Origin of the sequence: Clostridium sp. (genome assembly GCF_050717535.1) — a bacterium.
Lineage (GTDB): Bacteria > Bacillota > Clostridia > Clostridiales > Clostridiaceae > Clostridium_AD.
Window position 1 is genome coordinate 148,327 of record NZ_JBOITM010000028.1, and the last position, 21,389, is coordinate 169,715.

General features: G+C 29.5%; 20 protein-coding genes and 1 pseudogene. 18 read left to right on the top strand and 3 right to left on the bottom strand.

Features of this window, described 5'->3' with window-relative positions:
* Positions 1-124 precede the first annotated feature (124 nt).
* The 10 genes from ACREVU_RS05540 (at position 125) to ACREVU_RS05585 (ending at position 9,778) form a co-directional block, all read left to right on the top strand.
* Positions 125-2,113, top strand: a complete 1,989-nt coding sequence (locus ACREVU_RS05540; RefSeq protein ID WP_431550616.1) for a sigma-54-dependent Fis family transcriptional regulator — start codon at positions 125-127, stop codon at positions 2,111-2,113.
* Between the two features lie 337 nt (positions 2,114-2,450).
* Positions 2,451-2,927, top strand: a complete 477-nt coding sequence (locus tag ACREVU_RS05545) for a Na+/H+ antiporter subunit E (protein ID WP_431550617.1) — start codon at positions 2,451-2,453, stop codon at positions 2,925-2,927.
* Positions 2,920-3,189 (top strand): MrpF/PhaF family protein, encoded by a 270-nt coding sequence (locus ACREVU_RS05550; protein WP_431550618.1) that lies wholly within the window; start codon positions 2,920-2,922, stop codon positions 3,187-3,189. Before ACREVU_RS05545 ends, ACREVU_RS05550 begins: the two co-directional genes overlap by 8 nt.
* On the top strand, positions 3,186-3,506 hold the full coding sequence (gene mnhG, locus ACREVU_RS05555; RefSeq protein ID WP_431550619.1) for a monovalent cation/H(+) antiporter subunit G: 321 nt from the start codon (positions 3,186-3,188) through the stop codon (positions 3,504-3,506). The genes ACREVU_RS05550 and mnhG overlap by 4 nt, the downstream gene beginning before the upstream one ends.
* Positions 3,493-3,732, top strand: a complete 240-nt coding sequence (locus tag ACREVU_RS05560) for a hydrogenase subunit MbhD domain-containing protein (protein ID WP_431550620.1) — start codon at positions 3,493-3,495, stop codon at positions 3,730-3,732. Before mnhG ends, ACREVU_RS05560 begins: the two co-directional genes overlap by 14 nt.
* On the top strand, positions 3,729-4,451 hold the full coding sequence (gene mbhE / locus ACREVU_RS05565) for a hydrogen gas-evolving membrane-bound hydrogenase subunit E (protein WP_431550621.1): 723 nt from the start codon (positions 3,729-3,731) through the stop codon (positions 4,449-4,451). Before ACREVU_RS05560 ends, mbhE begins: the two co-directional genes overlap by 4 nt.
* Before the next feature lie 2 nt (positions 4,452-4,453).
* On the top strand, positions 4,454-4,816 hold the full coding sequence (locus ACREVU_RS05570) for a sodium:proton antiporter (protein ID WP_431550622.1): 363 nt from the start codon (positions 4,454-4,456) through the stop codon (positions 4,814-4,816).
* Between the two features lies 1 nt (position 4,817).
* Positions 4,818-6,290 (top strand): complex I subunit 5 family protein, encoded by a 1,473-nt coding sequence (locus ACREVU_RS05575; protein WP_431550623.1) that lies wholly within the window; start codon positions 4,818-4,820, stop codon positions 6,288-6,290.
* Between the two features lie 15 nt (positions 6,291-6,305).
* Complete coding sequence (locus ACREVU_RS05580) at positions 6,306-7,751, top strand: proton-conducting transporter transmembrane domain-containing protein (RefSeq protein ID WP_431550624.1); 1,446 nt, start codon at positions 6,306-6,308, stop codon at positions 7,749-7,751.
* Positions 7,752-7,768: 17 nt separating this feature from the next.
* Positions 7,769-9,778, top strand: coding sequence for a complex I subunit 5 family protein (locus tag ACREVU_RS05585; protein WP_431550625.1), 2,010 nt, complete (start codon positions 7,769-7,771; stop codon positions 9,776-9,778).
* A gap of 133 nt (positions 9,779-9,911) precedes the next feature.
* Here the strand turns inward: ACREVU_RS05585 and ACREVU_RS05590 are convergent, their stop codons facing one another.
* The gene (locus ACREVU_RS05590) at positions 9,912-11,012 is read right to left on the bottom strand and encodes an iron-containing alcohol dehydrogenase family protein (protein WP_431550626.1); all 1,101 of its coding nucleotides are present in this window, start codon (positions 11,010-11,012) and stop codon (positions 9,912-9,914) included.
* A 388-nt stretch (positions 11,013-11,400) separates the two neighbouring features.
* On the opposite strand from ACREVU_RS05590, the gene ACREVU_RS05595 reads away from it, so the two are divergent.
* From ACREVU_RS05595 to ACREVU_RS05630, 8 genes and pseudogenes are all read left to right on the top strand, one after another.
* On the top strand, positions 11,401-12,111 hold the full coding sequence (locus ACREVU_RS05595; protein ID WP_431550627.1) for a pseudouridine synthase: 711 nt from the start codon (positions 11,401-11,403) through the stop codon (positions 12,109-12,111).
* Between the two features lie 214 nt (positions 12,112-12,325).
* Positions 12,326-13,204, top strand: a complete 879-nt coding sequence (locus tag ACREVU_RS05600; RefSeq protein WP_431550628.1) for a MurR/RpiR family transcriptional regulator — start codon at positions 12,326-12,328, stop codon at positions 13,202-13,204.
* A gap of 177 nt (positions 13,205-13,381) precedes the next feature.
* Positions 13,382-14,734: an NADP-specific glutamate dehydrogenase gene (gene gdhA / locus ACREVU_RS05605; RefSeq protein WP_431550629.1), complete on the top strand. Its 1,353-nt coding sequence runs from the start codon at positions 13,382-13,384 to the stop codon at positions 14,732-14,734.
* 202 nt (positions 14,735-14,936) lie between these two features.
* Entirely contained in the window at positions 14,937-16,163 is a 1,227-nt protein-coding gene (locus tag ACREVU_RS05610) for a BaiN/RdsA family NAD(P)/FAD-dependent oxidoreductase (protein ID WP_431550630.1), read from the top strand.
* A gap of 43 nt (positions 16,164-16,206) precedes the next feature.
* On the top strand, positions 16,207-16,869 hold the full coding sequence (cmk, locus tag ACREVU_RS05615) for a (d)CMP kinase (RefSeq protein ID WP_431550631.1): 663 nt from the start codon (positions 16,207-16,209) through the stop codon (positions 16,867-16,869).
* Between the two features lie 41 nt (positions 16,870-16,910).
* Positions 16,911-17,750 (top strand): annotated as a pseudogene (locus tag ACREVU_RS05620) (4-hydroxy-3-methylbut-2-enyl diphosphate reductase); the annotation flags it as partial.
* Positions 17,751-17,917: 167 nt separating this feature from the next.
* Entirely contained in the window at positions 17,918-18,976 is a 1,059-nt protein-coding gene (locus ACREVU_RS05625) for a CotS family spore coat protein (protein WP_431550632.1), read from the top strand.
* A 109-nt stretch (positions 18,977-19,085) separates the two neighbouring features.
* Positions 19,086-19,955 (top strand): GNAT family N-acetyltransferase, encoded by an 870-nt coding sequence (locus tag ACREVU_RS05630; protein ID WP_431550633.1) that lies wholly within the window; start codon positions 19,086-19,088, stop codon positions 19,953-19,955.
* Between the two features lie 39 nt (positions 19,956-19,994).
* Here ACREVU_RS05630 and ACREVU_RS05635 read toward each other — a convergent pair whose 3' ends face one another.
* Both ACREVU_RS05635 and ACREVU_RS05640 read right to left on the bottom strand, forming a co-directional pair.
* Entirely contained in the window at positions 19,995-21,194 is a 1,200-nt protein-coding gene (locus ACREVU_RS05635; RefSeq protein ID WP_431550634.1) for a pyridoxal phosphate-dependent aminotransferase, read from the bottom strand.
* Between the two features lie 28 nt (positions 21,195-21,222).
* On the bottom strand, positions 21,223-21,381 hold the full coding sequence (locus tag ACREVU_RS05640) for a hypothetical protein (RefSeq protein WP_431550635.1): 159 nt from the start codon (positions 21,379-21,381) through the stop codon (positions 21,223-21,225).
* Positions 21,382-21,389: the final 8 nt, after the last annotated feature.

Below are 21,389 nucleotides of genomic sequence, written 5' to 3' on the forward strand. Positions count from 1 at the left end.
CTTGAAACTTCTTGGTTTTGCCAAGAGGTTTTTTATGTTTTATAGTATTAGACAAAATAAAAAGTAATAGGTATAATTAAATAAATATAATTACATCATAATTCTATTGAAGGGGAGGATTTATTTGCCAAATAAAAAGCTGCTAGATAATGATGAAGATATTATAAAAAAATGGCAATTATTTGTTTCAAAGGGAATTTTAAAACAAAATGGACTTCGTGATATTATTTCAGAGTCTTGGGAAAGAAGTAAATTATATGGTATAGATCCCTTTAAACAGGATTTTCCCGTTGAACTTACTGAAGATGATTTAAAAAAGAAGTATAAGGAATTTTTACCCCTACTCGAGACAGCTAAATCATTTATGCAAACATTGTATAACTTAATACAAAATTCTGGTTTTATGATTCGTTTAACTGACCGAGATGGATATGTATTAGATCATATCGGAGAGGATAGCTTACTACGAAAACATAGATTTCAAATATTACAAGATGGATATAATATAAAAGAAGAAGTAATAGGTACTAATGCCATAGGGCTTTCATTAATATATGGTGAGCCAATACAAGTACTTGGTGGGGAACATTATTTACACGAATACCATAATTGGACTTCATCTGCTTGTCCTATAAAAGATGAAAAGGGTGAGATTTTAGGGGTATTAAGTATAACAGGTAACAATGAATTTGTACATCCACATACGCTAGGTATGGTAGTAGCTGCAGCAAAAGCCATAGAAAAAGAAATGAAGCTCGAGCATTCCAATAAAAAGTTGAAAATAGTCAATGAACAATTTTATCAAATTACAGAATCAATTTCTGAGGGAATTATTAGAATTGATAATAAAGGACATATAACTAGTATGAATAGATTTGCAAGAAATTTATTAGGATATAGTGAAAAAAATATTCGTAATATGCACATAGATGATGTTTTATCTACTAATAGTGGGAAGGGTATTGTAAATGCTGTAAATAAGGGAATAGAGTATCAGGAGGAAGAGGCAGACTTTACTACAAAAATGGGTAGAAGTAAAACATGTATAGTCAATGTTACCCCTATAAGGTTTTTTAGGTCGACGGATTTGGGTGGGGTGGTAATAACCTTTAAAGAAAATAAAGTTGTTTTAAGTATGATTAATAGAATTGTTGGAGCTAATGCAAGATTTACATTTGCTGATATATTTGGGAAAAGTGAAAATATAACTCATTCAATTAAACTTGCTGGAATTGCTGCGAAAACTGATGATACTATACTTCTTCAAGGGGAGAGCGGCACCGGTAAAGAAATGTTTACACAAGCTATACATAATGCTAGTAAAAGAAAAGATAGGCCCTTTGTGTTTTTAAATTGTGGTGCTATTCCTCGTGATCTAGTTTCTAGTGAACTTTTTGGGTATGTAGAAGGTGCTTTTACTGGAGCTAAAAGAGGAGGACATCCAGGAAAATTTGAACTTGCAGATGGAGGAACGATATTCCTTGATGAGATAGGAGATATGCCTTTAGATGTTCAGATAAGTTTGCTTAGGGTTTTAGAGGAACGTGTGGTAGTAAGAGTTGGAGGACATGAGGTTATACCAATTAATGTTAGAGTCATAGCTGCCACAAACAAAGATTTAAAAAAAGAAGTGGAACTCGGAAAATTTCGAAGTGATTTGTTTTATAGAATAAATGTTATGCCAATTTATATTTCTTCACTTAGAGAAAGAAAAGAGGATATTAAGATATTTATTGATTATTTTTGTGAAAAATTTTGCGAATCCAATGATAAACATATAAAAAAACTAAGTGAAAGTTTTTATGGAGGTATGATTAATTATAATTGGCCAGGAAATGTCCGCGAACTACAGAATGTTATGCAACTTGTATTAAATGTAGCTGAAAATAATAGTGTGCTTACAAGTAAGAACTTACCAAGCTATATAAACGAAATGGAAAATATTGGAGAACTAAGTGGCGCGAAGCAAATATATACATTAGAGCAAATTGAGAAAAATGCTATTATGCAAACCTTGATGGATGTAAATGATAATATAGCAGCAGCTGCTAGGGTATTGGGTATAGGGAGAAGCACTTTGTATAGGAAAATGGAAAAATATAAGATTAGTTAATAAATATGTTAACTTTTTACTCAAATAACGATTAACGCAAAATACAGTATGCAATACCATCTTATATAATTATAAGAAACGTATTAATATGATACACATGTTTCAAAATGGAGCATATAACCAATGCTGAAAACGATTTTATGTATTATTTTGATACGATTCATGTAAAAATTTATATTTTGTATGAATTTATTATTTTAAATAAAAAAAGCAAGTTTGTGAACCGTTGAAAATCAACGGCTTATAAACTTGCTTTTTTTATAAAGAAATGATGGCATGATTATTGCTATTAAATATATAACAAAGAAAGTGCAGAATATTTAGGAGGATTTTAAATATGTATTATTGGATTATATATCTATATCTATTATTTTGGGTTGTTATTTCAGGAAATGCAAAAGTTGAAACTATTTGCATTGGTATAATAATAAGTTTGTTGGTTTCAAGATTAAATAAGGATTTAATGTGTAGCAATACAAAAATAAATTTCAGGAAAAATATAATGCCATGGATAGTTTATACCATTATATTGATAAAAGAAATATTAGTTTCAAATTTTAATGTAGCGAAAATAGTTTTGAGTCCTAAACTAGTAATATCGCCACAGATAGTGACAATTAATACAAAAATAAAGACTGATTTTCATAAAACAATTTTTGCAAATTCAATAACATTAACACCTGGAACATTAACTATTTCAATGGATAGAGATAATATTACTGTACATTGTTTGAAAGAGGAATTTGCAAAGGGTCTAATTAATTCAGACTTTGAAAAAATAATTTTGAAAGTTGAGGAAGATATGAATGAGTAAATTATTGACTTTTTCTATATTGTTTTTATCAGCTACAATTTTTATATGTATGTTTAGAGCAATCAAGGGACCCACCGCTGCAGATAGACTAATCGCTGTAAATGTTATAGGGACTAAAACTATCGTACTTATTTTAATAGTATCATTCTTACTAAATGAAACTTATTTTGTAGATGTAGCTATAGTATATGCACTAATTAGTTTTTTATCTTCTGTTTTAGTGTCAAAATTCATTGAAAATTCAGGAGGAAAAAAAATATGAAAGATATTATTGTAACTATATTTCTCTTTGGAGGATTATTCTTTTTCATGGTTGGAACAATAGGCATTATAAGATTTCCAGATTTGTTTACAAGGGCTCATAGCGCTGCAAAATGTGATACCTTAGGGATTGCACTATGCCTGTCATCGTTAGTAGTATTGGAAGGTTTAAACATGGTTAGTTTGAAAATTATATTGATTATTGTATTTGTGTGGATAGCAAATCCAACAGCTACACACTTAATTGCAAAGGCTGAGTTTGTAAGGGAAACATCCCTTTCAAAATTAAATGGGGTGAAAAAATATGAAGATATTTAGTATGATAATGATTATGTTTTTAATAGGATCTTCTGTAGCCGTTTCTACTATGAAAAGTTTACTTGGTGCAATAATAGTATTTATGGTTTATAGCCTTATAATGACAATTTTATGGCAACAGCTAAATGCTCCAGATTTAGCAATAACTGAGGCTGCAGTAGGAGCGGGTATTACTACAATTTTATTTGTACTTGCACTAAAGAGAATTAAAGGAGTAAGAAAATGAAAAAAATTTTATCTGTTGGAATTACAGTAATGCTAATCATGATTCTACTTTTGGGGGTTAATGAACTTCCGAAATTTGGACAATTCAATAATCCTGCCAATAATGAAGTTGCACATTATTATGTAGAAAAAGCAACAAAGGAAACTGGGGCAATGAATATTGTTACAGGTATTATTTTAGATTACCGTGCCTTTGACACATTTGTTGAGTCAAGTGTACTGTTTACTGCTTCAATTTTAGTTTTATTGCTTTTAAAAGAGGAAAAGCACTCGCGAGATATAGAAACTTATGAAACTATTTTAAAAAGTACTATTTTAAAACAAGTAAGTAAAGTGTTAATACCTTGTATTCAGATTTTTGGAATTTATATAATTCTTTATGGACATTTAAGCCCGGGTGGTGGGTTTGCAGGAGGAACAATAATAGGTACAAGTTTCATCTTATATAGAATAATTTATGGAAAAAAATTTACAGATAAATTATTGCCATACTCAAAATTAATAATATATCTCTGTGGTTCAATTATGTTTTATGGGGTACTAAAAGGATATAGTTTTATAACTGGTGGAAATCATTTAAACTTGCCACAACCAAGTTTGGGAACTCCCGGCGATATACTCAGTGGTGGTTTTCTATTGCCATTAAACATATTAGTAGGACTTATTGTTGCAATAACTATATACTTTTTTTTCACTTTATTTGACGGAGGAGAAATTTAATTATGGAAGGATTAATAAATAATTATTATGAGACGGGTGCAATTGTTTTGTTTGGAATTGGTTTTGCAATACTACTACTTAACAATAATTTAATAAAAAAAATAATTGGCATGAATATAATGGATACAGCTGTTTTCTTGTTTTTTATAGCTAAAGGATATGTTTTAGGACTGGATGCCCCAATTATAATAGGGGCGCATAAAGGAGTTCAAAGCTATATCAATCCTGTTCCTTCTGCTCTAATGCTTACTGGTATAGTTGTAGCAGTTAGTACAACAGCATTTGCACTTGCACTAACCCTAAAACTCTATGAAGGATACGGTAGCATTGAACTAGATGAAATTATGAAAATGAGGAGTGATTAAATTGAGATTCATTGAAAGCTTTCCACTTGTTATTATATTGGTTTTGTTTATTACAGCCTTTGTAATGCCTTTGATTAAAAAGACAAAGGTTGTTAAGCTTATTAGTCTGGTATCAATGGCAATAGTCATGGTATTAGCCTTAGTAAATTTAATTTTTGTTATTAATGAGGGAGAATATTGGTATAGAATTGGACATTTTACGGCGCCATATGGAATTGAATTTCGAATCGGAATAATAGAGGCTATGATGGGACTCCTTTTTACCTTTGTTGCACTTATGATAATTTGGTATTCAGTTTATAGTATAGAAAAAGAAATTAAACAGTCCAAGGTAAGTTTATATTATTTACTTATAAACATTTTAATAGGGTCATTACTTGGAGTTGTATATTCTAATGATTTATTTAACTGTTTTGTATTTATAGAAGTAGGAACACTAGCTTCTTGTGGAACTATTATTGTTAAAGACAAAAAAGAAAATATAAGAGCAACATTAAAATATTTAATTATGAGTTGTCTAGGGTCTGGACTTGTGCTTATGGGAATTGCTTATTTGTACTCAATGACAGGACATTTAAATATAGACTTCATTCATAAAGTATTAATTAATTGCTACTTGAATTATCCAAATGCAGTACTTATTTCTATAGTATTATTTATTATGGGCCTGGGAGTTAAGAGTGCCATGTTTCCACTTCATAATTGGCTTCCAGATGCACATTCCAGTGCACCTACATCCTCAAGTGCAATTCTATCATCTTTAGTTTTAAAGGCATTTGTGTTGCTTTTAATTAAGATTTTATATAGAGTTTTTGGAATGGAAATACTTAAATATTATTCAGTCCTAAATATTGTATTGATATTAGGTAGTTTAGGTATGATAATGGGCTCGGTTTTTGCTATATTTCAAAAAAATATAAAAAGAGTTATAGCTTACTCTACTGTGGCACAAATGGGGTATATATTTTTAGGAATAGGTCTTGGAACAGATATAGGAGTATCTATTGCTATATTTCATATTATTGGACATGCCGTAACTAAATCAGCACTATTTTTATTAGTTGGATCAATGATAGAGCAAACTGGCCATAAAACCTTAGAACATTTAAAGGGAATTGGCAGAGAAATGCCCTTAACCCTAGGATTGTTTTCTCTAGGTGCACTATCTATGATAGGAATTCCTGTACTTCCTGGATTTATAAGTAAGTGGCACTTATCTTTAGCCTCCATAGCAGCTGGGAATATGATTTTAATCCTAGTTATCTTGCTTAGTAGTTTATTAAATGCAGTATATTATTTCCCAATTATTATAAATGGTTTTTTTGGAGAAGAAAATTTAAAAGGTAAAGTATATAAATCTAAAAGCAAGCCCTTAAAAGAGATGATGCCTGTAATTTTTCTAGTGATTTCTATGGTTTTTGTTGGACTCACATCTAGTGGAATTATAAATTTAATTACTTTAGGGCTTGAGTAGAGGGGTGATTGTAAATTGAAGAATTTCACAATAATAATTCCTATTTTGTTTCCATTTATATTGGCTATAATTATGGCAACTATAAAACTAGATGAAAAGAAAAGAAATATTTTTGTCTGCATTGGTGTTATATTAAATTTGTTTTTTTTAGTTGGTATATTTTATATGTTTGGTAAAAGTACAGTTCATATATTAAAGATAAATGAATTTTTAGATATCTATTTTAGAATAGATAAGTTAAGTATATTGTTTTCACTATTAGTTGCAATTTTGTGGATTTTCACTGCCTTTTATGCAATGGAATATATGAAACATGAGGGCAAGGAAAGAAGGTTTTACACTTTTTTTCTTGCAACACTAGGAGTAACAATGGGAATTGCTTTTTCAGGAAATCTTATAACACTTTATGCTTTTTATGAGTTCCTTACACTATCAACCTTCCCTTTAGTAATACATACTGATTCAAAACAGGCTCTAAAAAGTGGGAAAAAATATCTAATATACTCATTTGTAGGTGCTACAATGGTTTTGCTTGGAATGGTCTTATTATTCAGTGTTACGAAAGATACAACATTTAATGCTCATGGCATTTTGCCTGCATTGACAGATGCTAATAGAAATAGATATATAGTTAGCTATATTGCTATGTTTTTGGGTTTTGGAGTTAAAGCGGCCCTGGTGCCATTTCATTCATGGTTACCTGCAGCAATGGTTGCACCCACACCAGTTAGTGCACTACTCCATGCAGTTGCAGTTGTAAAATCAGGGATCTTTGCTATTATGCGTTTGAGCTATTTTATATTTGGAACGGAAATAATTAAGGCACTTCATGTAAATATATTTTTAAGCATTCTGATAGTAATTTCAATTTTACTGGGTTCGTTCTTAGCATTACATCAAGAAAATTTAAAAAAAAGATTGGCTTACTCAACAATTAGTCAATTAGGATATGTTTTATTAGGAGTAGTACTCTTAAATGAAGATGCGTTTGTTGGAAGTCTGCTTCATTTAATTAATCATGCAGTAAATAAGATTGTTCTTTTTTTCTGTGTGGGAGCGATAATGTATACTACGGGAAAAACAGATATTAATCAGATTAGAGGTATTGGAAAACAGATGCCAATAACAATGGGTTGTTTTGGTATAGCAGCTATATCATTAATTGGAATTCCTCCTACAAACGGGTTTGTTAGTAAGTGGTATTTGGCTCAAGGCGGACTTAAAGAGGGAAAGATGATTTTTCCTGCAATATTACTTATTAGTGCATTATTAACGGCACTATACCTTCTACCAATTATAACTGAAGCCTTCTTCAAAAAAGGTGAGAACACTATAGTTAAAGAAGCACCAATGAAAATGTTAATACCCATAGTTATGATAACAGTGATAATTGTTTTGCTTGGGATATTTCCTAATATGCTTATAACATTTGTTCAAAAGATTGCAAGAGAGGTAATTTAAGAAAGGAGGGTATCGCATTGAAACCGACTACGTATTTACTATTCATTTTGGTATTCCCATTGATTGGCTCTTTTATAGGTTATGCTATAGGAAGGATTAATGAAAAATATAGGGATATCTTTAATATTGTAATGACAGCTATTGTATTATTGGTTACAACTATATTATATAAATATGTTGTAGTACAATCAATAGAAATATCTATACCTAATATTATGGGTACAGGTCTTCATTTGAAATTAGATATGTTTAGATATATTTTCGTTTGTCTTACAGCTATGATATGGTTTTTAACTACACTTTATTCAACACAGTATTTAATTAATCATAAAAATAGAAATAGATATTATTTATTTTTTATGCTAACACTAGCAAGTACTATTGGAATTTTCATATCAGAGAACTTTTTGAATTTATTTACTTTCTTCGAAATCATGTCATTTACATCATATGCATTAATAATTAACGATGAGGATGATTATTCTCATGATGCAGGTAATACATACATTATAATGGCAGTGACTGGCGGTCTTATTTTACTTATGGGATTATTTTTGTTGTATAATTCTACTCAAACATTAGATATTAGTGAGTTAAGAGTTAAAGTAAGCATCTTAGGCAATATAAAGTACCTTATTGTAACTTTAATCATTATAGGTTTTGGTGTAAAAGCAGGAATGGTACCACTACATATATGGCTTCCTAAGGCATACACTGCAGCACCGACACCAGCTACGGTTGTTTTATCAGCGGTTTTAGCTAAAACAGGTATATTCGGGATTATATTAACTATTGAAGTAATTATGAGTGGAGACTTCATAATATCTATTATTATTCTTGTGATAGGTTTTCTTAATATGTTCATTGGTGGGATTCTTGCCATGATGCAGAGAAATGTTAAAAGAATACTTGCATATAGTAGCATGAGTCAAATTGGCTATATTCTTGTTGGAATAGGACTCATAGGAATTTTAAAAGAAAATAGAATTATAGCTATTTATGGCACGTTGTATCATGTTATTAATCATGGAATTTTTAAAGCCTTATTATTTATGGGCATAGGAACCATATATTTGAGGCTAAATGAGCTAAGCATAAATAAAATTGGTGGCTTTGGAATTGATAAGAATGTATTAAAGATATTATTTTTAATAGGTATGTTATCAATTATAGGTATGCCTGGCTTCAATGGATTCACTAGTAAATCTATGTTGCATGAGGCAATTATTGAAGCAGAGCACATGTATGGTGGAGTATTTTTTAAAATATGTGAAATTGTGTTTATAGTGAGTAGTAGTTTTACTGTAGCCTATCTACTGAAGATATTTGTAGCTGTCTTTATAGAAAAAAGTAATCAGGATATTGAAAAAATAAAGGCAAGGATAAGTAAGAGGGCACTTTTACCAATGGTTGCACTTAGTTTAATGAGTATTTATATTGGACTGAGTCCCAATGTGATTTTGCATGTATTAGATAAAACGTTAAAGCCCTTTGGAAATCCAAATCCAATAGCTGTGAATTTATATACTTTTGACAATATTAAAAGTTCTATGGTTGTAATATTAATTGGCATAGTAATTTATATGGGATTTATAAGAAAAGTGTTAAAAAAGGGTGAAGGGACTAATTGGTATTATGTGAATCCAACTTTAAATTGGATTAGTTTAGAAAAAAATATATATAAACCACTAGGTAAAAGTATCATCTTTATTAGTTCATTTGTTTTTGACATTATAGATGGGGCAGTAGTTAATAGTGTAACTTTTGTAGGTAATGGCATTGAAGCAATTAGCAAAGTGGAAATTAATTATGGAAAATCTATTGTAAAAAGAATGAGAAATAAATTTTTTGAGTTATTTAGAACTAAAGCTAATATATGTAAAATTGGTGTTGAAGGAGAAAAGTCAGAACTGATAAATATCAAAAAGAAAATAGAAGACATTGGGTATAACATGAATAGTTTAACTTATTCATTATTTATATTTGGAATTGTACTCGTAGTGTGTTTACTATATTTAATGTCTTAAATAAGGAATCTTGAACTAAAGGTGATAAAGGGTAAATTGCAAAAGAATAAGCACTAGTAATCCTAATTTATTACTTTAGAATTACTAATGCCTATTCTTTTTTTAGAAATCTAGAAATATATGTTTCTACTATTTAGACTTTTAAACTAGCCTTATATATGTTTAGTATATCTTCTCTTTTTACAGGTGAAGGGTGATTTTTTAATTTATCCTTGTTTAAAGCTACAACGTTTGCATAAGAACAAATTTCTTCATAACTTACTGTAGTTACGTATCCAAGCATAGTATTTAAAAAATCACCAAGATCATTTAAATTTTCTAGGGTTAATAGATATAAAATTTTTCTAACCTTATTTTCATCATTACAAAAGTTTAAATACGAATTTAAGAGTATTCCATTTGCTTTCCCATGCGGAATATTATGAAAATATGTAAGAGAATAGCCCATAGCATGAGGAATGGATGTTCCAGCTTGAGCTATTACCATGCCAGCTATTGTAGAGGCTAACACTAATTTTTCTCTTACTATATAAGTAAAATCTCTTTCTTTTATCATAGTTAAACACTCTCCAAATAATTTTAATCCTTTTTCAGCCAATGTATCACTGAATATATTTGCTTTTGATGACATGTATCCTTCTATTAAATGGGATAGTGCATCTATTGTGGTATTAATAGTTATTTGCTCTGGTAAGAACATTAGGTATTTTACATCTAGTAGAGCATATTCAGGAAATACTTTTTGACAGATGCCATGCTTTGTTTGTAATTCACTATCTGTAAGTATGGAATAAGGTGTTGTCTCAGTTCCGGTTCCGGCTGTGGTGGGTACGGCAATTATAGGCATAGACTTTAATAGTGGACTATCAAACAAATTATATCTTGTAGCATTTGGATTTCGTATTAATATACCTGCTGCTTTTGAAGCGTCAATGGGAGAACCACCTCCTATACCAATAATGAAATCAGATTTTTGATTTCTACCAAATTCTGAAATTTTTTCTATTGTTTCTAAAGAAGGATTTTCTTCTACTTTATTGAAAAGGTCGTATATAATTCCTTCTTTTGTTAATGCATTGGTAACATCATTTAAAGAACCATTTATGATTGAAGAGGTTTTACCAGTTACAATTAAAGCTCTTTTCCCATAATTTTTAAATATGTTGCTGTTTTTCAATATTACTTCTTCACCAAGTAATATTTTTGTTGGCATGTAGTAATTAATAAAATCCATAATATATCCTCCTCGCAATTCTATTGTTTGAATCTTTATGTATATGTTATAGCATTATATACATTATAATAAAAAAGATTGGAATATACTAGCATAATGATCGATTAATATTTTCATGTAATTTAAGGAAAGTTATTTTTGGATAATGTAATAATTTATAATAAGCATGCAATGTATTTCCTTGGAAATATATTGAAATAATTTACTTTGAAGATAGCATTAAACCTAAGAAAAATTATTAAGCAATTGATTTTTTATTAATATACTTATATAATTCTTAATGAAGACTTATTTATATATGTTAATTTAAATTTTAAATCAAGTTTATATTTGATAATAAAAGATTTATATTTATGTAGTAATAAAAATAATATTAGGAAGTGTTATAGTGGAAGAACGTTTACAAAAATTTATGGCAAGATGTGGTGTTGCTTCAAGAAGAAAGTGTGAGGAAGTAATTACACAAGGAAGAGTAAAAGTAAATGATATTTTAGTGACAGAACTTGGACAAAAGGTTGACCCTGATAAGGATAGTGTATATGTAGATGATAAAATTATACATATAGAAGAGAATAAGGTTTATATTGCATTAAATAAACCAGAGGGCATAGTATCTACAGTAAAAGATGAAAAAGACAGAAAAACCATTTTAGATTTAGTGAAGACCAAAGAAAGAATATACCCAATAGGGCGATTGGATTATGATACATCTGGTTTAATTATATTAACTAATGATGGGGATATCTATAATAAAGTGATTCACCCAAGACAAGCAATTAATAAAGTTTATATAGCTTTATTAGAAGGGTGTGCAAATGAAGAGGAAGTAGCTAAGTTCTGTAATGGAATTGATATTGATGGATATATTACAGCTGGGGCAAATTTTGAAATGAATAAGAGAATTGGTTTTAACAGCAAGGTTACAATTACTATTCATGAAGGGAAAAATCGTCAAATAAGAAAAATGTGTGATGCCATAGATCATCCAGTTATAGCATTAAAAAGAGTTTCAGTTGGGGAAATTAAACTGGGCAATATGGAAAAAGGCGAATGGAGAAACTTAACTGAAGATGAAATAAAATATTTAAAGAATTTATAATTATAGAAGTTTGTTATATTTTGAAGAAATATTGAAAATATAAAGCATATTTTAGCTGCTTAAAATCAAAAACATAAATATTTTACAAAAAAATGAATAATTCGTTGAAACTATGTTCAATAAATGATAAAATGAAGTAAATAATTCACTTTATTATTTATTGAAATTTTTATTTCATTTATTATTTAATAACATAGAAAGGATTGAGTTTATTATGGAAAATAACAAGCAGGACTTGATGAGATCTATTCAAGTCAAGTTTCCACGTTTAAGTAAAGGACAAAAATTAATAGCAGAATATATTTTAAAACACTATGATAAGGCTGCATTTATGACGGCAGCAAAGTTAGGATCTAGTGTAGGGGTAAGTGAATCGACTGTTGTAAGATTTGCTAACGAGCTTGGGTTTAGTGGTTATCCAAAACTACAAAAGTCACTCCAAGAATTAATTAAAAACAAGTTGACTACTGTACAAAGGATTGAGTTATCTAATGACTTTATTACACAAGAAAATGCATTAAAGGGTGTATTAAAAGCTGATATGGAAAACATTCGCGCTACTCTTGAAAAGATTAATCACAAGACTTTTGAGGATGTAGTAAATTCACTTTTTAAAGCTAAAAAGATATATATAATTGGTCTTAGAAGTTCATCAGCACTTGCAGAGTTTTTAGGCTTTTATTTAAATCTAATTTTAGATAATGTTATGGTTGTAGCCTATGGTGTTAGTGATATATTTGAACAAATGCTTAATGTTTCTGAAGAAGATGTAGTTATTGGGATAGGGTTTCCAAGGTATGCTACAAGGACAATTGAAGTTTTAGCTTTTGCTAAAAGCAGAAATGCTGATGTTGTAGCAATTACAGATAGTTTATTATCTCCACTTGCAGCTAGAGCTGACTATACATTAATAGCTCAAAGCAATATGGCTTCTTTTGTTGATTCCCTAGTAGCTCCACTTAGTGTAATAAATGCATTAATTATTGCAGTGGGACTTCGAGAAAAAGAAAAGATTTCCAAAACATTTTCTACTTTGGAGGATATATGGGAAGAGTATCAAGTTTATTCTTATAAAGATAAGAATGAGAAATAATTTCTTTAGAATCAGTATATGTAAATGTTTACTTCTGTTTTCAAAAAAAAAATTTTTTTTTCTAAAATAAAGAAGGAATAGAGAAAAAAATATAGAATATACTATACATAAAGCAGTTTAGTATGCATAAGAATATTAAATTGACATTAAACATTCATTTTTAGGAGGGATTAGGTTATGGAGACAAAAACTTATATTCAACAGGTAATAGAAAATGTTAAAAAGAGGAATTCTAATGAGCCTGAATTTTTACAAACAGTTGAAGAGGTATTAGGATCTTTAGGCCCAGTTTTAGAAAAACATCCAGAATATATTGAAGCTAACCTTTTAGAAAGATTTTGTGAACCAGAAAGACAAATTATGTTTAGAGTACCATGGGTAGATGATGCAGGTGTTACACAGGTAAATCGTGGTATTAAAGTACAGTTTAATGGTAGTATAGGACCTTTTAAAGGTGGATTAAGATTTCATCCCTCAGTTTATATAGGAATTATTAAATTCTTAGCATTTGAACAAACATTGAAGAACTCATTAACTGGACTTCCAATGGGTGGCGGTAAAGGTGGATCTGATTTTGACCCAAGAGGCAAATCAGATGCTGAAGTAATGAGATTCTGTCAAAGCTTTATGACTGAGCTTTACAGACACATAGGACCAGATGTTGGTGTTCCAGCTGGAGATCTTGGTGTTGGTGGAAGAGAAATCGGTTACTTATTTGGACAATATAGAAGAATTAAAGGAACTTTCGAAAATGGAGTTATTACAGGAAAAGGCTTATCCTATGGTGGAAGTTTAGGAAGACCAACTGCTACAGGTTTTGGTATTGCTTATTTCTGTGAAGAAATGCTTAAGCATGAAGGAACAGATTTTAAGGGTAAAACAGTAGCTGCTTCTGGTTTTGGTAACGTTTGTTGGGGTCTTTGCACAAAAGTTGCTGAGCTTGGTGGTAAAGTAGTGACTCTTTCTGGCCCAGATGGATACATATATGATCCTGCTGGAGTAACAGGAGACAAAATAGATTATATGGCTGAAATGTTACGTTTAAATAAAGGATCAAGAGTTAAAGACTATGCTGATAAGTATGGTTGTGAATTTCATGCTGGAGAAAAGCCATGGAATGTAAAAGTTGATATAGTAATACCATGTGCAACGCAAAATGATATTCATATTGAGCATGCTAAACAAATTGTTGCAAATGGAATAAAGATGGTTTGTGAAGGTGCTAATATGCCATGTACAAACGAAGCTGTTGATTACTTCATAGAAATGGGACTTAAGGTAGGACCATCTAAGGCTGCAAATGCTGGTGGTGTTGCTACATCGGGACTTGAAATGAGCCAAAACAGCATGAGATTATCATGGACAGCAGAAGAGGTTGATGCGAAATTGCATGCAATCATGTTGAATATATATAAAAATTGTAAAGATTCAGCAGAAGAATATGGATTTGGTTATAATTTAGTTAAAGGTGCTAACATTGCAGGATTTGTTAAAGTTGCAGAAGCAATGCATGCGCAAGGAAATTATTAATTTACAAATAAACATTTCAAAAGAATTCCTTTATTGGGATTCTTTTTTTTGTTATTTTCTTATTTTTACTGTTATAGAAAAAGTTACAATGTTACAATGAAAAAACATTCTTATATATATTATTTTATTTATTTTTAAATAAGGGTAATAGATTAATATATTATATTAAGTTATAATGTAAGTATTATAAGGGAGTGATTAAGTGTCAAAAATAATTATTATTGGAGGAGGACCAGCAGGAATGATGGCGGCTGTTACAGCTTCATCAAAAAATCAGGTGGTGCTCATTGAAAAGAACGAAAAATTAGGAAGAAAACTTTATATAACTGGTAAGGGTAGATGCAATATTACAAATGCTAAGGATATTGGTGATTATTTTGAAAATATACCATGTAATCCTCATTTTTTATATAGTTCATTATACTCATTTACTAACGAAGATACTATGAATTTCTTCAAGGAACTGGGAGTTAACCTTAAAGTCGAAAGAGGAGATAGAGTATTCCCGGAGTCAGATAAGTCTTCAGATATTATAAAAGCTTTTAGTAATGAATTAAAAAACAAAAAGGTTGAAGTGATGTTAAACACAAAAGTGAAAAAATTAATTAGAGATAATCAACATATTGCTGGGGTTGAACTTGCAGATGGAAGTATTATAAATGGGGATTACATTATCTTATGTACTGGTGGTTTATCATATCCACAAACAGGTTCATCTGGAGAAGGATTAACTTATGCTCGTTTTTTAGGACATAATATAATTAAACCTAGACCATCACTTGTACCAATAGAGGTTGAAGAGGAGTGGATTCCGGATGTACAGGGTCTTTCTTTAAAAAATGTAGAATTAAGGATTACTGATATTAAGAATAAAAGTATATATAGTGAATTTGGAGAAATGCTTTTTACTCATTATGGTATTTCAGGACCTATAGTTTTAAGTGGCAGTAGTTTTGTGAAAGAAGGAATGAAATTAAAAGCTTTCATAAATCTAAAACCAGCTTTAACTGAGGTTGAGCTTGATAAGCGAATTCAAAGTGATTTCTTAAAATATGCAAATAAAGATTTTAAAAATTCACTAAATGATTTACTTCCAAGTAAACTAATTAATACAATAATTAAATTGTCTAATATTAATGAAGACAAAAAGGTAAACTCTATTACTAAAGAAGAAAGAAAAAACCTAGTGAATTTACTTCAAAATTTGCCACTTCATATAAAAGGGCTTCGTCCAATAGAAGAAGCAATTATAACTAGTGGTGGAGTAGACACACTACAAATAGATGCTTCTACTATGAAATCAAAAATAATTGATAATCTTTATTTTGCAGGCGAAATGATTGATGTAGATGCTTATACAGGCGGTTATAATCTTCAAATAGCATTATCAACTGGTTATTTAGCTGGGGATAACGTAGGAAAAGAATAAATATATAAATAGCACCATGTTTATAAATGGGAGGTGGAGTATAATGGGAATTTCTGTTGCCATAGATGGACCTGCAGGTGCAGGAAAAAGTACTATTGCTAAAATAATAGGTGAAAAATTCAATCTTATGTATATTAACACAGGATCAATGTATAGAGCTGTTGCACTTAAGGCTATGAATGAAAATGTCTCAGAATATAATGTAGATGATTTGGTTAAAATAGTGGAATCTTTAGAAATGCACTTTGAAGAGGATCATTTATTTGTCAATAATGAAGATTTAACAGATATGATTAATATGCCTATCATAAGCAATAATGTTTCAAAGTATGCGGCAATACCTGAAATTAGAGAAATTCTGGTTAAGTTACAACAAAACATAGCAAAAAAATTTGATGTTATTATGGATGGAAGAGATATTGGTACTGTTGTTCTTAAGGATGCTACTTTTAAATTCTATTTAACTGCTAGTAGTGAAGAAAGAGCGAAAAGGAGATATGAAGAATTAATTTCTAAGGATATAGAAGTTGATTATGATACTATCTTAAAGGATATTATAAAAAGGGATTACATTGATACCCATAGAGAAGTTAGCCCGCTTAAAAAGGCCAAGGATGCTATAGAAATTGATTCTAATGACTTAAGCATTAATGGAGTAGCTGAAAAAATTGTAGAGTATATTAATTCAAACATTAAAAATAATTAATTTTACATATTTGGAGATACCTTATATAAGGAGGTGGCAGGATGAAAAAGGTAACACTTGCAGATTCAGCTGGTTTTTGTTTCGGAGTTAAGAGAGCAGTAGACACAGCTTTGAAAATGAAGGAAAAGTATAAAAATGATATATATACACTAGGGCCACTTATTCATAATAATGATGTTGTGAATTTTTTGAAAGAAAATTCTATATTCCCCATAGAACTTGATAATATTAATAGTTTAAGTGAAAATGATACAATTATTATTAGGTCACATGGGGTATCTGAAGCTACATTAAATATTTTAAAGAAAAATAAACTGAATTTAATAGATGCAACATGTCCTTATGTAGAAAACATTCATAAAAAGGTGAAAAAATATTATGATTTAGGATACAGTATAATTATTGTAGGAGATGAAAATCATCCTGAAGTTATTGGAATCAATGGATGGTGTAACGATTTAGGGTGTATAGTTAAGAGTGGTGCGTCTCTTGGAAATATATCCAAAAAAGTATGCGTGGTATCTCAAACAACTGAGAGGCAATCTACTTGGGAGGATGTATTATCTGAAGTTATAAAAATCAGTAAAGAAATAGTTGCATTTAATACTATTTGCAGTGCAACAGAAGTGCGTCAAGAATCTGCAGAAGAACTTTCCAAAAGGGTTGATGCCATGGTTGTTATTGGAGGATTTAATAGTTCCAATACTACAAAGCTCTATGAAATATGTAAAAAAAACTGCGAAAACACAGTACATGTAGAAAATTTGTTAGGAATCCCAGAAAAATTTCTAAAAGATAATGTTTTCAAAAATATAGGCGTTACAGCTGGAGCTTCAACACCAGATTGGATTATTGAAGAGGCAATTAAAAAATTGAATTCATAGTGTTTATGTAAATGAGAATGAAATATAAAATATACCCTAGAGAGTAGAAACTTTTTATCAAAAACTACCCTATAGGGTTTTTCTATGTTTAATTTGAAAATTATTGAATACTAAATAAAATTAATTAATATAATTTAATAATACTATTATGGGGGAGAGAAATATTGAGGGGTAATACAAGAATGCTTCAGCATTCGAATATAATTACTAATAAAGAGATTCATATATTAACAACTGTAATTCGTATGTATAATTTCGAATTAGTAAGTGCAGAAAAAGTTAGAAGTGTTTATATGATTATAACAGACCGTGGGAAGTTCTGTATTAGGAAAATAAAACATGGAAGAACTAAGGTTAAAAATGGCTGTATATTAACGGAAGAGTTATTATCGAATAATTTTACCAATGTAGCTAAATATTTTAGAACAATAGATGGGGATTTTTCTGTAAGATATAAAAAAAACACATTTTACTTAACAGAATGGATAGAAGGTGAAAAATGTGATTTAACTAATATTGATGAAGCTGTAAATTGTATAAAGATTTTAGCGCAATTTCATAGCATATCAAATAAAATTGATCACAAAAAACTTCATGTACACATTAACCTAAGTAATTGGCCAAAGATTTTTGCTAGTAATTTAAATTATCTTGAAAAGTTCAAGAGAATAATTGTTAACAAAAGAATAAAAAATGAATTTGATGTGCTTTTTCTTGAAAATATTGATAGCTTTTATAATAGAGGAGTATCAGCTATTGACATGCTAAATAGGTCAGCTTATTATAATTTGTCAAAATTAGCTAATGATGACGAGACAATATGTTACAATCGTTTTTATTATCAAAATATAGTCAAAAGGGGTGGAGAGTACTTCATATGTGACTTTGATAGGATTATGATTGATTTACAAATAAGTGATTTGGGAAAGCTTATTAGGCAATTAATGTTTAAAAAAAATTATGGATGGAATTTCGATTTTGCTAAAATTTTAATTGAAGCATATAATTCTATAAATAGATTAACCAAAGAAGAATTAGAGATAATGTTTGCATTAATAATCTTTCCTAATAAATTTTGGAAGTTAGGACAGAGAAGGTATGTAAAACAAAAAAAATGGTCAGAGACTAAATATTTGCATAAACTAAATAGAATAATAGCTTACAATGAGACTCAAGAGAAATTTTTTAGTGATTATTTAATTTTTTTAGAGGAATATTCTTAAATTATAAAAATTCATTGTAAAAACAATGTTAGTAGATTTATAATTAGTAATGTATTGATATCCTATCAAAAGTATATATTTAAAAATAAAATAAATGGAGTAAAGCTAAATGTATAAGTCAATAAATCTAACTTTAAAAAACATTAATAATTTTAGAAAAATCAATCGATTTAATAGTAATTTTAATTTATCAAATAAAGATTTCTTTGAGCTATATGACAATAGTAATATTATTCAAAAATTATTTTTAAGGAAAAATGTAAAATTGTTATTGGAAAAAGAGAACTTTATAGGATATATTTGGTTTGAAAAACATAATATACACCATAGTTCAATTAATTCAATAAACGTAATAGAGTCTAGTAACTTAGTTCGCCATTATGAAACACTAATTAGTCCACTTATAAATAACAGTTTAATAACTTATGAATGTGAAGATAATGAAATAAATATAGATGTTTTGAGTAAGCTTGGGTTTAAGAGGTCTAAGGGATTTATGGAATTAGAAAAACAGTGTACAGAATATTTTAATATCACTATCCCTAAAAATATTACTTTTTCTATGGTAGAAAAGGACAAAGATGAAAAGGAACGCTGCTTATTACAAAATGAAATATTTAAAAACGATGATAGAATTCCCATAAACATCGACGATATATTTTATGATGAAGCACAGGAATATTACTTTGAAAAGGGCGCAATATTTATTGAGCTCGATAATATACCAATTGGTTATGGGCAAATTATTATAGAAGATAAAAAAGCGATTATAGTAAATTTTGGAATTACACATGAGTATAGAAGTGGTGGATATGGAAAAATATTTTTAAGCTATTTGCTTAATTTAGCTATGGATAATGACTTTTCAAAAGTCTCACTTAAGGTAGATTCTAACAATGAGGTTGCTTATAAGTTATACCTTTCATTAGGGTTTAATATTAAAAGGGAGTTTTATACTTGGCAAAGGACTAAAATTTGAAAGAAGGTAGATAACATTCCATCTACCTTCTTTTATATTTTATTTGTTTTTTAGTTCCATGTATTTTTTAAGAGCTATGCCTAAAATTTCCATAGAATCTTTTAATGCAGTTGTATTTAAACAGTAAGATAATCTAATTTCATTTATTCCCAGACCCGTAGTTGAATAGAAACCTTCTGCGGGTGCCACCATTACTGTCTTGTTATTGTGATTGAAGTCTGTTAATAACCATTTAGCAAAATCTTCACCACTTTCTATGGGCAGCTTAGCTATTACATAAAATGCGCCGGTAGGTTTTACGCAAACTACTCCTGGTATTTTTGATAAGTATTCATATAGAATATTTCTTCTTTCTTCATATTCCTTTTTAACTTCTATAAAATATGATTTAGGAGTGTTGATTAAATTTGCTGCAGCTAATTGCTCAAGAGTAGGGACACAAAGCCTAGTTTGTCCCAGTTTAAGAATCTGGTTCATAAGATCCTTATTTTTTGATGCAACTAAACCAATTCTGGCACCACAGGCACTATAACGTTTGGATATACTATCAATTAATATTACTTTATCTTGGACATCCTTCATATATAAGGCAGAAGTATATTTTAAACCATCATAAACGAATTCTCTATATACCTCATCAGCAATTAGAAACAAATCGTTTTCATTTGCTATATCAGCAAGCATTCTCACTTCAGCTTCAGTATATACTACACCAGTAGGGTTTCCAGGATTTGAAACCATTATTGCTTTAGTTTTGCTTGTGATTTTGCTTGTAATCTCTTCTTTGGGGGGTAAATGGAAGCCTTCTTCTGCTTTTGTAATAAATGGAACAATCCTAACTGAAGCTACATCTGTAAATCCAGTATAGTTTGTGTAAAATGGTTCAGGAACTATAATTTCATCACCTTGGTCACAAATAGCCATAAGTGCAAACAGTATAGCCTCTGATCCTCCATTAGTTACCATGATTTCATCTTTTTCAAACTCTATATCCCATTCTTTATAGTATTTTATAAAACTCTCGATTAATGTACTTACTCCTTGAGATTCAGCATATTTAAGAACTTTGTCAGTGTATTGGTTTATCCCTTCTATAAATGATTCAGGAGTATGAATATCTGGTTGACCAATGTTAAGGTGATGTACACTAACCCCTCTTTTTTTTGCATCATTAGCAAAAGGAACTAGCTTGCGAATAGGTGAAAATTGCATTGCTTCAATTCTGTTAGATAATTTCATAATATACCCCCCATTTTAAATTTAAAACCTACTTGAATTCTCTTATTATGATCTCAGCAGGTACATAGGGTACTTTTATAGTTACCATATTGCTATGGGAACACATATAAAAATAACTTCTGTCACCTATACAATTATATTGTAATTGTCTATCTTTAATAGTTTCTTCTTTTTTTGCATCATACATATAAAATC